This is a genomic window from Mycobacterium sp. E3339 (assembly GCF_001666915.1).
Lineage (GTDB): Bacteria > Actinomycetota > Actinomycetes > Mycobacteriales > Mycobacteriaceae > Mycobacterium.
This window is the reverse complement of record NZ_LZIZ01000106.1, coordinates 22,576-35,674: the sequence shown is the minus strand read 5'-3', so window position 1 is coordinate 35,674 and position 13,099 is coordinate 22,576. Positions and strand designations below refer to the sequence as shown.

11 protein-coding genes and 1 pseudogene are annotated in these 13,099 nt (G+C 67.8%); 5 read left to right on the top strand and 7 right to left on the bottom strand.

Features of this window, described 5'->3' with window-relative positions:
- The 3 genes and pseudogenes from A5702_RS26250 to A5702_RS10020 form a co-directional block, all read right to left on the bottom strand.
- Window positions 1-210: pseudogene (locus A5702_RS26250) on the bottom strand (hypothetical protein); the annotation flags it as partial.
- 92 nt (window positions 211-302) lie between these two features.
- Entirely contained in the window at window positions 303-755 is a 453-nt protein-coding gene (locus tag A5702_RS10025) for a hypothetical protein (protein ID WP_156669555.1), read from the bottom strand.
- 87 nt (window positions 756-842) lie between these two features.
- On the bottom strand, window positions 843-2,489 hold the full coding sequence (locus A5702_RS10020) for an acetolactate synthase large subunit (protein ID WP_067817977.1): 1,647 nt from the start codon (window positions 2,487-2,489) through the stop codon (window positions 843-845).
- A gap of 79 nt (window positions 2,490-2,568) precedes the next feature.
- Between A5702_RS10020 and A5702_RS10015 the strand changes: the two genes are divergently transcribed.
- Window positions 2,569-3,987 carry an NADP-dependent succinic semialdehyde dehydrogenase gene (locus A5702_RS10015; RefSeq protein ID WP_055404542.1) on the top strand — a complete coding sequence of 473 codons (1,419 nt, stop codon included), beginning with the start codon at window positions 2,569-2,571 and terminating at the stop codon, window positions 3,985-3,987.
- Here the strand turns inward: A5702_RS10015 and A5702_RS10010 are convergent, their stop codons facing one another.
- From A5702_RS10010 to A5702_RS10000, 3 genes are all read right to left on the bottom strand, one after another.
- Entirely contained in the window at window positions 3,988-4,929 is a 942-nt protein-coding gene (locus A5702_RS10010; RefSeq protein ID WP_067817974.1) for a R2-like ligand-binding oxidase, read from the bottom strand.
- Window positions 4,926-5,618: a TetR/AcrR family transcriptional regulator gene (locus A5702_RS10005; protein WP_067817971.1), complete on the bottom strand. Its 693-nt coding sequence runs from the start codon at window positions 5,616-5,618 to the stop codon at window positions 4,926-4,928. The genes A5702_RS10010 and A5702_RS10005 overlap by 4 nt, the downstream gene beginning before the upstream one ends.
- A 103-nt stretch (window positions 5,619-5,721) precedes the next feature.
- Window positions 5,722-7,419: an acyl-CoA dehydrogenase family protein gene (locus A5702_RS10000; RefSeq protein ID WP_068220281.1), complete on the bottom strand. Its 1,698-nt coding sequence runs from the start codon at window positions 7,417-7,419 to the stop codon at window positions 5,722-5,724.
- A 98-nt stretch (window positions 7,420-7,517) separates the two neighbouring features.
- On the opposite strand from A5702_RS10000, the gene A5702_RS09995 reads away from it, so the two are divergent.
- Genes A5702_RS09995 through A5702_RS09985 form a run of 3 tightly spaced genes read left to right on the top strand, consistent with a single transcriptional unit; the run spans window position 7,518 to window position 10,498 of the window.
- Window positions 7,518-8,498 (top strand): phosphotriesterase, encoded by a 981-nt coding sequence (locus A5702_RS09995; RefSeq protein ID WP_068220279.1) that lies wholly within the window; start codon window positions 7,518-7,520, stop codon window positions 8,496-8,498.
- A complete protein-coding gene (locus A5702_RS09990; protein ID WP_055404537.1) occupies window positions 8,491-9,972 on the top strand; it encodes an AMP-binding protein in 1,482 nt (493 codons plus the stop codon). The genes A5702_RS09995 and A5702_RS09990 overlap by 8 nt, the downstream gene beginning before the upstream one ends.
- A gap of 49 nt (window positions 9,973-10,021) precedes the next feature.
- Entirely contained in the window at window positions 10,022-10,498 is a 477-nt protein-coding gene (locus tag A5702_RS09985) for a YbjN domain-containing protein (protein ID WP_068220276.1), read from the top strand.
- Here A5702_RS09985 and A5702_RS09980 read toward each other — a convergent pair.
- Window positions 10,495-11,676, bottom strand: coding sequence for an acyltransferase (locus A5702_RS09980; RefSeq protein WP_156669554.1), 1,182 nt, complete (start codon window positions 11,674-11,676; stop codon window positions 10,495-10,497). The two genes, A5702_RS09985 and A5702_RS09980, sit on opposite strands and share 4 nt — an antisense overlap.
- A 147-nt stretch (window positions 11,677-11,823) precedes the next feature.
- On the opposite strand from A5702_RS09980, the gene A5702_RS09975 reads away from it, so the two are divergent.
- The gene (locus tag A5702_RS09975) at window positions 11,824-13,098 is read left to right on the top strand and encodes a DUF3068 domain-containing protein (RefSeq protein WP_197281290.1); all 1,275 of its coding nucleotides are present in this window, start codon (window positions 11,824-11,826) and stop codon (window positions 13,096-13,098) included.
- Window position 13,099: the final 1 nt, after the last annotated feature.

Below are 13,099 nucleotides of genomic sequence, written 5' to 3'. Positions count from 1 at the left end.
CAACTCCTCGGCCGTGGCCTGCCGGCCCAGGGTGTTGATCACCGGATGCTCGAGGGCCGGCAGCTGCCGGCGCACCCTTTCGGTGCGCTCGAGCATCGCCAGCTGTTGGTGAACGTTCAAAGCATCCACCGGCAGTGCGCGGACACGGGCCAAGACGGCATCGAGATCGTCGAACACCGCGTCGACGTCTGGATGACCGCTTGGACTCATACCCTCGAACCTAGCGACCCCCACCGACAAAAATGCACCCGAAAATCGCCACAGATACACACTCGCGCAAAAACTTTGGATACTTCCGGCCCTCAACTGAGATCGTCAACCAAGATGTCGTTGACCGTCCGCAGGTCCTCAATTGCCTGGTGCACGAACGAGTCCGCTCGATCCAGATCCTCCGGGGTGCTGTTAGGTCCCAATGACATGCAAAGGTGCGTCGCGGTATGGAAGTCATTGATCTGGGACTGCAGGGCAGCAGTCAACGCCGGGTCCGGCGTGGGCAGATGGGCCTGCAGGCCGATCGTCTGTTCGTCGTGCACCGCCGAACATGCGGACTTCAGGGCGTTGACGTCGTTGGCTTCGATTGCCTCGACCGCCGCCTGCATGAACTTGGTCGTATTCGCCAGGTGCACTTCGGCCTGCGAATACCACTCCGGAACGCCGGGGTAGACCGCGCTCGCCGTCCCGGGTGTCCCCACGGCCACCAGGACGACCGCCAGAACAGAGGCGGCACCCGAGCGCTTTCGAACGTGCCTCGACACGGACTTCAGGCTCCGCGCCGGACAACAGCTTCGCTAGGGCCTTCGGGCCCGTCCTTTCAGGTGAGGACTTAAGACCCTCGCCGTGAACTACAGCGTCTCGTCCAGCTCGCCGAGCCGATCGGTCAGCCGCAGGTTCTCCGAGTAGTCGACCGGGCAGGCGATCACCGAGACGCCGTCATCCGCCAAGGCCGCGCGCAGCGTCGGCAGCAGCTCGTCCGCATGAGAGATCCGATACCCCTTGGCGCCAAAGCTTTCCGCATACTTGACCACATCCGGGTTGCCGAACTTGACGTAGTAGTGCGCGCCGAGCTCGAGGTCCATCTTCCACTCGATCAGGCCGTATCCGCCGTCCTCCCAGATCAGCACGACCAGCGGTATCCGCTCCCGCACGGCGGTCTCGATCTCCTGCGAGTTCATCAGGAACGCACCGTCACCGACCACCGCCAGCACCTTCGAATCCGGGCGCGCCAGCTTGACACCCAGCGCACCCGGCAGCGCAAAACCCATAGTGGACAGGCCATTTGACACCAGGCACGTGTTGCACTCGTACGTCGGATACAGTCGCGCCATCCACATCTTGGTGGCTCCGGTGTCGACGAGGACGACGTCGCTGCGGCCCAGCGCCTCGCGCGTGTCGGCCACCACCCGCGCCGGCGCCAGCGGATAGCGCGAATCCTGTTGCCCGCGAGCGAATTCCTCGGCCAGCAGGCCGTGTCCGGGCACCTCGGGATCGGCCTCGTAGGCGTGGCCGTCCAGCCCGTCCCTCAGCGCATCCAACGAGGCGCCGATGTCGCCGATGATGCCGACGTCCACCGAGTAATGCGCGTCGACCTCGGCCGGAAAACGATGGATGTGGATGATCTTCTTGTCCGCCTGCGGGTTGATCCGCACCGGGTCGAACTCCTGCAGCTCGTAGCCGACGGTGATGACCACGTCGGCGTTGTCAAAGCCGAAGTTGACATAGTCGTGCCGCATGAACCCCAGCGTCCCGATGCTGTTGGGGTGGTCGTCGGGCATCACGCCCTTGCCGTGGAAGGTGTTGGCCACGGGGATGCCGAATTCCTCGGAGAACCGGACCAGGGCCGCGGTGGCGTTGCCGCGGGCGGCGCCGTGCCCGGCCAGCACCACCGGCCGCTTGGCCTTACGCAGGATGTCGACCGCGCGCTCGACTTGACCGGGCGCGGGTGCATCGGCCCGAACGACGTTGCGCGGCAACGGCGTGAGGTCGTAGTCGGTCTCGTCGGCGTCGATGTGCTCGGGCACGGCGAGATAGACCGCGGCCGGGCGCTCGGTCTCGGAGACCTTGAACGCCTTGCGGAACATCTCCGGGATGGCGCGCGCGGTGGGGACCCCGGCCGCCCACCGGGTGATTGGCGCGAACATCGACACCAGGTCGACGTACTGGTGGGACTCCTTGAACTCGCGGTCGTGGCCCACCTGCGCGGAGATCGCGACCAGCGGGGTGCTGTTGGTCGTGGCGTCGGCCACGCCGAGTTGCATGTTGATCGCGCCGGGTCCCAGCGTGCTCGACACCACCGCCGCCCGCCCGGTGACCCGCCCGTACATCTCGGCCATGAAGGCCGCGGCCTGCTCGTGCCGGGTGAGCACGTAGCGGATGCTCGACGAAGCCAGCGCCTGCACGAAGCGGATGTTCTCCTCCCCCGGCAGGCCGAAGACCACGGAAACACCCTCGTTTTCCAGGCACTTGACCATCAGCTCGGCGGCTTTACTCATCCGGCACCTCCCTTGAGGGAACGATAGTGGCAGGCTGGGTGTTGGACCTTTTACCAACCCCAACGCGAAGGATGTCAGCGTGCCCATCGCCACCATCAACCCGGCTACCGGCGAGACAGTAAAAACCTTCACCCCGGCAACCGACGAAGAAGTCGACGCGGCCATCGCCCGCGCGTACGCCCGGTTCCAGGACTACCGCCATAACACCACCTTTGCCCAGCGGGCGGCGTGGGCAAACGCGACCGCCGACCTATTGGAGAAGGAGGCCGACGACGTCGCCGCGATGATGACCCTGGAAATGGGCAAGACGTTGAAGTCGGCCAAGGCCGAGGCGCTCAAGTGCGCCAAGGGTTTTCGCTACTACGCCGAGAACGCCGAGCAACTGCTGGCCGACGAGCCCGCCGACGCCAAGGCGGTGGGCGCAAAACGGGCCTACACCCGCTACCAACCGCTCGGGGTGGTGCTCGCCATCATGCCGTGGAACTTCCCGCTGTGGCAGGCCGTCCGGTTCGCCGCGCCGGCGCTGATGGCCGGCAACGTCGGTATCCTCAAGCACGCGTCGAACGTGCCGCAGTCCGCGCTCTACCTGGCCGACGTCATCGCCCGCGGCGGCTTCCCGGACGGCTGCTTCCAGACGCTGCTGGTCTCGTCCAGCGCCGTCGAGCGCATCCTGCGCGACCCCCGGGTCGCGGCCGCCACCCTCACCGGCAGCGAGCCGGCGGGCCAGTCGGTCGCGGCCATCGCCGGTGACGAGATCAAGCCAACTGTGCTCGAGCTCGGCGGCAGCGACCCGTTCATCGTGATGCCGTCGGCGAACCTGGACGAGGCCGCCAAGACCGCGGTCACCGCGCGCGTCCAGAACAACGGCCAGTCCTGTATCGCCGCCAAGCGGTTCATCATCCACACCGACATCTACGACGCGTTCGTCGACAAATTCACCGAGAAGATGCAGGCGCTCAAGGTGGGTGACCCGACCGACCCGGACACCGACGTCGGCCCGCTGGCCACCGAGTCGGGCCGCGACGACATCGTCAAGCAGGTCGACGAAGCGGCCGCGGCGGGCGCCACGATCCGCCTCGGCGGCAAGCCCATCGACGGGCCGGGGTGGTTCTACCCGCCGACGGTGGTCACCGACATCACCAAGGACATGGCGCTCTACACCGAAGAGGTCTTCGGGCCCGTCGCGTCGATGTACCGGGCCGAGAGCATCGACGAGGCCATCGAGATCGCCAACGCCACCACGTTCGGGCTGGGGTCCAACGCCTGGACCAACGACGAGGCCGAGCAGCAGCGCTTCATCGACGACATCGAAGCCGGCCAGGTCTTCATCAACGGCATGACGGTGTCCTACCCCGAGCTGGGCTTCGGTGGCGTCAAACGATCCGGCTACGGCCGCGAACTCGCGGGACTGGGCATCCGGGCGTTCGTGAACGCCAAGACCGTCTGGGTCGGCGACATCGATGCCGGCGACGCCGCCGGCGGCAGCAAGGTCGAGTAGCTAGGCCGACGCGGCGGCCAGGGCCTTCTCGTCCTCGTCGGCGAAGGTGTCCTCGAGCTGCAGCGGCGAGTAGTCGAGGTCGATCTCTTCCAGCGGCCGCCCGCGGGCGCTGGAGATGGTGCCGAAGCGCCGCATGCCCTTGTCGGCCGCGTACTGCATGAACTCGTCCACCGACAGGCCAAACGGCATCGGGTCGTAGAGGGAGAAGCCCTCCTCGATGAGGCGCAGCCCCAGCGGCATGAGCTCGTTCATCCGGGTTTCGAAGACGCCCCAGTTGGCATCGTCGGCCGCGACGTGGCGGCGGCAGGTGAAGGTGCCCCATGCCATGTGGCGCCGCTCGTCGTCGCCGATGCGGCGGACCAGCTCTTGCATGCCGGGCAGGATGCCGCGCTCCACGCAGATCTTGTGCCAGCCGAAGTAGCCCGTGAGGGCGAGCATGCCCTCGACCATGTGGTTGTAGGTGACCGACGCGCGAACCTGGGCGGCCGGTGACGGGTCGACCGAAAGGGCGTTAAGGCAGTCGGGGAGTTCCTCGTAGAAGATCGTCCGGTAGGTGGGGATGTCGTCGAGGTACTCGTGCAGGTCGTCGGTGACGCCGACGGCGTCGAGCCACATCCGGAACACCTGGACGTGCTTGGCCTCCTCGAACGCGAACTGCGTCAGGTACATCTCGTCGCCCAGCCGGCCCTCGACCCGCATCGCGGACATGAACGGCTGAATGTCTTCGGTCACCGCTTCCTCGCCGGCGATGAACTCGGCGCAGAGCCGGATGGCGTAGTGGCGCTCGTCGTCGGTCAGCTGCTCCCAGTCGGCGCGGTCGCGGGAGAAGTCGATGTCGGCCGGGTTCCAGAACTTGGCGTTGCCGCCGGCGAACAGCCGCAGCGGCAGGCTGTCCCAGTTCAGGCCCCCTCGAACCATCGAGTTCGTGTGTGTGCGTGTCATGAGATCTCCTCGGATTGTTGTGGGCCTGAGTGGACGGGCGGGCGCGGTGCCGCCGAGAAGGCGGCCGCCAGAACCCCGACGAGCCGGCGCACGGCCAGCGCCGGTTGCTCCGGCGTGGGTTCGTCGAGCCCGAGAATCGGATCCAATCCGCGCATGTATGGCGCGAGCGCCAGGTGCGGAAAGACCAAGAGCAGCAACGACAACAGCGCGTCGGTGTCCGAATCGGCGCGCAGGTCGCCGCGGACCTGCGCGTCGCGCACCAGCGGCCGCATGACTTCCAGGTAGTGGCGGTGGATGACGTTTTGCACGCTGACGCGCGCCTCGGTGTCGACCTCCAGGGTCGCCGCGGCGTGCAGCGCGCGCTCGTGCGGGTGGTCGGCGAAGTAGGCCACCCACGCGTCGAGCCAGTCAGTGAGGAAGTCGAAGAACGGCCGGCTCGGGTCCAGCTCGCGGATGCGGTCCTCCATGTAGGCCCGGACTCGCTGGCTGGCGATGTCGGCGATGAACGCGTACAGGTCGCGCTTGTCCGCGAAGTATTGGAAGAGGCTGCCCTTGGCGACGCCGGCCCTGCGCGCGATGACGTTGAGGCTGCCGCGGGAGAACCCGTGCGCCCCGAATTCGTTTTCCGCGGCTTCGATGATCGCCGCGCGACGAGCGGGGTCGACCCGCGCCCAAGTCACCGTTGGCAATGCGGCCCCCTAACCTCGATGACCACTGGTCATACTACGGTGAGCTGCGTCACAGTCAAGGGGTTGTTGCCCAGTGCGCCCTGCCGCACGCTCGCCCCACGAATCAGGGCCGCATTTGGTACGCGCCGTTGAGGGGAAGGATGTACTCCTTCCAGATCTGGGCGTAGCGCGCCGGGTCGTGGGCGGGGCGGCGGATCATCCGCGTCGCGAAGCGGGCCTGGTCGTCCGTGGTCGTGGGCTTGTCGCTCAGCTCCACGGCGTAGCCGTTGAAGTCGCGCACCAGCACGGCGAAGATCGCGTCGATCAACGCCTCGTCGACGTCCGAGAGCGCGGCCTCCTCGAGGATCAGCTGCGCGTAGGGCACCGTCGCGAACAACTGGCCGACCGCGAACGCGAAGTCGACGTCCTTCTGCTGGGCGGCGTCAGGGGTGGCGCTGGCCAGCATCTCGGCGAGGACGTCGATCTGCTGGCGCAGCAGCGCGACATTGGGTAGATGGGCGAAGGCGTCGAACGGCGCGCGCCAGTCGTGGAAGCGCACCTTGCCAAGCCCGCCGGTCGGCCCCTGCGCGAACAGGAACGCGTCATCGGCCGCGTCATCGCGGCGGCCGATCAAAGGCAGGTCGCCACTCGGGGCGAACAGGAAGTTGGGCATGAACTTCGCCAGCAGCCCGATGTTGATGTGTACGGTGCCCTCAAGCCTTGGAAGCAAACCGATTTCGCGGGTGACGGCCTCGAAGAAGGTGTCCTTCTCCACACCCTTGGCGGCGATCACGTCCCACAGCGCGATGACGACCCGCTCGCCCTCGCTGGTGACCTTCGCCTTGGTGAGCGGGCTGTACAGCAGGTAGCGGCGGTCGTCGGCCGACGCGCTGCGCATGTAGTCACACGCCCGGGTGCACACCAACCGCATCGCGACCAGCCGCAGGTAGGCGTCGGTGAGCAGCCGCCGCACGTGGCTGAAGTCGGTGACGACGGTGCCGTACAGCACCCGGTTGGAGGCGTGGGTGACCGCCTCGTACATGGCGTGGGTGCACATGCCGACGGCGCCCCAGCCCAGGTTGTACTTGCAGACGTTGACGGTGTTCAGCGCGGCGTGGAACGCCTCGGGACCGCGGTGCAGAATGTCGGCCTCGGTGACCGGGTAGTCGCGCAGCGCGTAGTTGGCCACGAAGTTCTGCGAGTTCACCACGTTCTTGATCAGCTCGTACCGATCGTGCTGCGAGTCGGCGGCGAAGAAAACGTACTCGTCAGAACCCGCGATCTTGCCGAACGTGGAAACCATCCGCGCGACGTTGGCGTTGCCGATGTAGTACTTCTCGCCGCTCGCCGTCCAGCCGTGTTCGGACGGCGTCAGGATCATGTCGGTCTGGTAGACGTCGGCGCCGTGGGTCTGCTCCGACAGCCCGAATGCGAACACCTCGCCGGCCTCCAGCTCCGCGGCGGCCTTGCGCTTCGCCTCCTCGTTGGGGCTCATCCAGATCGGGCCCAGGCCCAGCGCGGTGACCTGGAAGGGATACCAGTAGCTCAGCCCGTAGAAGCCCACGATCTCGGCGAACTCGCTGATTCGGTAGGTGTCCCAGCGGCAATCGTCAGCGCCGTACTCGGACGGCGTCAGCAGGGACGCGAAGATGCGCTCGCGTCCGATGTGGTCCAGAAATTCCGAGTACCAGACCCGGTTGTGGTCGTCCTCCTTCAGCCGCGCCTTGCCGCGCGACTCGAAGAAGTCCACCGTCGCGGCCATGATCTCCCCCGAACGGCGATCCGGGTAGCGGCGTTGCAAGTGGTTGGGATTGAGCAACATGGCGTGGACGGTACTGCACCGGCGCCGCCGCCGGAACGCACCGGACAAAACTGTCCGGCCCTGTTGTGCGACCACCGAGTCGACCTAGCATCAGTCACGTGTCAGAACTCAATACCGCCCGCGGCCCCATCGATACCGCCGACCTCGGCGTGACGCTCATGCACGAGCACGTGTTCATCATGACCACCGAGATCGCCCAGAACTACCCCGAAGCCTGGGGCGACGAGGAACGCCGGGTGGCCGACGCCATCGACCGGCTCAACGAACTCAAGTCCCGCGGGGTCGACACCATCGTCGACCTGACCGTGATCGGGCTGGGCCGCTACATTCCGCGCATCGCGCGCGTCGCAGCGGCCACCGAGCTGAATATCGTTGTGGCGACTGGTCTTTACACCTACAACGACGTGCCGTTCTGTTTCCACTACCTGGGACCCGGCGCGCCGCTCGACGGGCCCGAGATCATGACCGACATGTTCGTCCGCGACATCGAGCAGGGCATCGCCGACACGGGCGTCAAGGCCGGGATCCTCAAGTGCGCCACCGACGAGCCCGGCGTCACGCCCGGCGTCGAGCGGGTGCTGCGCGCCGTCGCGCAGGCGCACAAGCGGACCGGGGTGCCGATCTCCACCCACACCCACGCGGGGCTGCGGCGCGGGCTCGAGCAGCAACGCATCTTCGAAGAAGAAGGCGTCGACCTGAGCCGCGTGGTCATCGGCCATTCCGGCGACACCACCGACCTCGGCTACCTCGAGGAACTCATCGCCGCCGGCTCCTACATCGGGATGGACCGATTCGGCATCGACGTGTACCTGCCGTTCGAGGACCGGGTCAACACCGTGGCGCAGATGTGCGAGCGTGGGCATGCCGACAAGATGGTGCTGTCCCACGACGCGAACTGCTACTTCGATGCGATACCCGAGGACCTGCTGGCGGTGGCCGCGCCGAATTGGCATTACCTGCACATCCACAACGACGTCATCCCCGCGCTCAAGGAGCGCGGCGTCACCGACGAGCAGCTGAAGACCATGCTCGTCGACAACCCCCGCCGTATCTTCGAGCGGCAGGGCGCATATGAGTGAGCCGATCCCGCCGATCGGCACCCAGATCGCGGCGCTGGCCGCACTCGCGCCCGACGAACCCGCCGTCACCTGCGACGGGCTGACCCTCACCCGCGCCGAACTCGACGCCTCGACGAACCGGCTGGCGCGCGCCTACGCCGAGCGGGGCGTCGGGGTCGGCGACTACGTGACGATCGTGCTGCCCAACTCCGTCGAGTGGATCCAGGCGGCGGTGGCGTGCTGGAAGCTGGGCGCGGTGCCCCAGCCGCTGTCGGCGCGGCTGCCGGACGCCGAGCTGGCCGGCCTGCTCGAGTTGCGGCCGTCCGCCCTGCTGGTGGGCCGCGAAAGCCCCGAAATGCCCAGCGTGCCAGTGGGTTTCATGCCCGGCCCGGAATACTCCGACGCCGCGCTGCCGGAGGCGGTCTCGCCCGTGTGGAAGGCGATGGGGTCCGGCGGCAGCACCGGCCGCCCGAAGCTGATCGAATCGGCGGGCGACACCCGGATACCGGCCGCCATCGGCTATCCGCTGGGCGCGCAAGAGGGCGACACGACCCTGGTGCCGATCCCGTTGTCCCACAACACCGGCTTCACCACCGCGACCATAGCGCTGCTGATGCGGCATCACCTCGTCGTGATGAGCCGCTTCGACCCGGGGCAGTTCCTGCGGCTGATCACCGACCATCGCGTCACGTTCCTGACGACGGTGCCGACGATCATGCAGCGGACGCTGCCGGTCTACCACGCCGACCCCGGCTCCTACGACCTCTCGTCGATCCGCCGGTTCTGGCACATGGGGGCGCCGTGCCCACCGGCGATCAAGCAGGCCTGGATCGACCTGCTGGGGCCCGAGGCCGTCTGGGAACTGTACGGCGGCACCGAGTTACAGGCGCTCACCTTCATCTCCGGCGACCAGTGGCTGAGCCATCGCGGCTCGGTCGGCGTGGTGGTAGCCGGGGAGATGCGGGTGCTCGACGACGACGGCAACCCGTGTCCGCCCGGCGTGGTCGGCGAGATCTACATGCGGCCCGGCCCGGGCAGCGGGCCCACCTACCGCTACGTCGGCGCCACGGCCAAGTCCCGCGACGGCTGGGATTCCCTTGGCGATCTTGGCCATTTCGACGCCGACGGCTTCCTGTATCTGTCGGACCGGCGGGTGGACATGTTCACCGTGGGCGGGCGCAACGTCTACCCCGCCGAGATCGAGAACGCGTTGTCCGCGCACCCCGACGTGCTGTCCTGCCTCGTGGTCGGCGTGCCCGACCCGAACTCCGGCGACCTCGGCCAGGTGCCCTACGCGCTGGTGCACACGGCCGACGGCGCCGCGCTGGACGCCGCGGGCGTGCGGGAGTTCCTGCGCGAACGCATCGCGGGATACAAGGTGCCGGCGTTCGTCGAATTCGTCGACGCCCCGTTGCGCGACGACGCCGGCAAGGCCCGGCGGTCGGCGGTGCGCGCCGAGATCATGGCGCGCCTGCAGGCCACCGAGCCGGCCTGACCCCAACGCACCAAGAATCTTCCAAGCCCGCGGCCCCATCATCGGGCCCATGCAGATCGAACCCCTGAGCACGGAGCTGATCGAACGCTATCTGCAATCGCGTCAGTTGCGATTCTTCCGCAGCGACGACGGCGAGGAGTTCATGATGCTGCCCAGCTACGAGCGCGGCAAGCTGCACGTGAACCTGCGGATCAACGGTTTGCGGCGCGACGTCTTCGAGATCTCGGTCAGCCCCGCCGGCTACTACCCCGCCACCGAGCGGCCGCGGCTGATGGAGCTGGTGAACGACTGGAATCGCGAAACCCATTGGCCCAAGGCGTTTGTGCGCGAGACGGCCCGGCCCAGCCAGGTCAGCGTCGTCGGCGAGAACGCCTACCTGCTGTCCGAGGGCATCCACGTCGAGGCGCTGGGCGGCCTCATCCGGTCCACCGTCGAATACGGGGCCGACCTGTTCGAGAAGATCGACCGGGCCGTCTGCCTGCCGTCCGCGGACACGCTGGAAGAGTGGATGGACCGCACCGGCTAGGGCGCGATCGCGTCCGCCTCGGCGTCCACGGCGCCGCGGCTCTCGACCGGCGCCTCGCGTTTCTCCCAGCGCCGCAACGCTTCCCGGCAGGGCGACTCGACCAGGCCGTAGCTGACGGCGGCGATCGCCCACCCGAAGATCAGGGTCAGCGCCAGCACCGCGGGCATCCGGCCGGTGAACGCGAATGTGCCGAGCACCGGGAACACCATGGCCAGCGCGGCCAGGTGCCACACGAACAGGCCGTAGGACCACCGCCCCAGCGTGACCATGAGGGTGCTGCCCAGCAGCCGATGCGAAGTGTCGACGCGGTCCAGCACTAGGGGGGCGACCAGCGCGAACGCCACCAGCGAGCCCGCCGCCGTCTTGACCGCGAACTGCGTTGCGGTGCCGGGGATCAGGCCCTCCGGGCCGGCCAGGGGGGAGGCCGCCAGCAGGTAGGCCAGCAGGGCGACGACGGCCATCGACACCCGCCGGCGGGCCCACCGGTGCGGTGTGCCGACCGGGCTGTGCACCCATTCCGCCAGCAGCATGCCCGCGGCGAACCAGGAGAAGAATGCGGGCGGCCAGTTGAGCGGGTTGGTGCCCGACCCGGAATGGATGGGCACCCAGCCCCACAACCAGCTCAGCGCCCCCAGCCCGGCGATCGCCGACACCCGCGCACCGACCGGCAGGCGCCGCGCCAGCAACGCCAGGACCGGCAGGGCCAGGTAGAAGCTGACCTCGACGGAAAGGCTCCACATCTGGGTCAGCCCGCCGGTCAGGGTTAGGGGCACGTAGATCTGGGTGAGGGTCAGGTTGGCCAACCACACCGTCGGGCTGGCGCGATCCGCGTCGGGCAGCAGCGACAGGATCACCACCACCGCCACCAGATAGGCCGGCATGATGCGCACCACCCGGGACCGCAAGTAGTGGCCCGTGCGGGGCCGCGTTGCAAGGCCCCGTGCCGCCGCGGCGTGGCCGCGCCACAACAGGAAACCGGACAGCGCGAAGAACACCGCGACCGCGAGGTCGAAGCGGCCGAAGAGCCTCCCGGTGACCCCGCTGGAGTGCCCGGTCTGGAACGCGACGTGGGTGACCACCACGCCCATGGCCGCGCAGGCGCGCATCCCCTCCACCGCGGGCAGGAAGCTGCGGGTCCCGCCCGCCCGCTGGCCATCCGTCACCCCCACAGTCTGCATCTGATGCGTTTGCGAACGAATGGGTACACCCGAAGCACCCGCGGGGCGGCGGCAACAGGTTCGTAAGCCGGGGCCTTACGTTCTGCTGTTAGGGTCAAACGGGTTTGCGGCTGACGACGCACGAGAGCACTAGGAGGGCACGGCCACGTGAACCGAGCAGTCATGTTGCGGTTCGCCGCATGCGGGATCATCGGACTCGGAGCCGCCCTGCTGATCGCCGCGCTGCTGTTGTCGACATACACCACCAGCAGGATCACCAAGATCCCGCTGAACCTCGACACCACGCTGGTCAGCGACGGCACCGGAACCGCCCTCGACTCCGCGTCGCTGTCGACCGATCACGTCGTCGTCAACCAGAACGTGCCGCTGGTGTCCCAGCAGCAGGTCAGCGTCGAGTCCCCCGCGAACGCCGACGTCGTCACGCTGCAGGTCGGAAGCTCGGTGCGGCGCACCGACAAGCAGAAGGACAGCGGCCTGCTGCTCGCGATCGTCGACACCGTGACGCTCAACCGCAAGACGGCGATGGCCGTCTCCGACGACACCCACGCCGGCGGCTCGGTCCAGAAGCCGCGCGCCTTCAACGACGAGAACCCGCCCACCGCGATGCCGCTGCGCCACGACGGCCTGGCCTACCGGTTCCCGTTCCACACCGAGAAGAAGACGTACCCCTACTTCGACCCGATCGCGCAGAAGCCCTTCGACGTCAACTACGACAGCCAAGAGGACGTCAACGGACTGACGACCTACAAGTTCACCCAGAACATCGGCTACAACGCCGACGGCAAGCTGGTGGCCCCCGTGGCGTACCCGTCGCTGCTGGCCGGCAACGAGGACGCCAAGCAGACCACGTCCGCGTCGATGTGGGGCGTCCAGGGCGGTGACCCGAACGAGCAGATCACCATGACCCGCTACTACGCGGCGCAGCGCACGTTCTGGGTGGACCCCGTGTCCGGCACCATCGTCAAGCAGACCGAACACGCCAACCACTACTTCGCCCGCGATCCGCTCAAGCCGGAGCTGACGCTGGCCGACTACAAGGTCACCTCCAACCAGGACACCGTCGAGTCGCAGGTGAACGCCGCCCGCGACGAACGCGACCGGCTGTCGCTGTGGTCGCGGGTACTGCCGATCACCTTCACCGCGGTCGGCCTGATCGCCCTCGTCGGCGGCGGCCTGCTCGCCTCGTTCAGCCTGCGCACCGAGAGCGCGCTGACCGACCCCGGCCTGGACCGCGGTGATCAGGACTTCTTCGGCCGCAGCGGGCTCGAGGAGCCGGTGCCCGGCGCCGAGGCCGAGACCGAAAAGCTGCCCACCCAGCGCCCCGCTTCGCGCGATGATCCCGAGGCGCCCACGCTTGGCGCCGACGAGCCGCCCGATGCGGGTCCGCCGGCCGAGCCCACCGGCCCACCCGAACGGGAGTAGC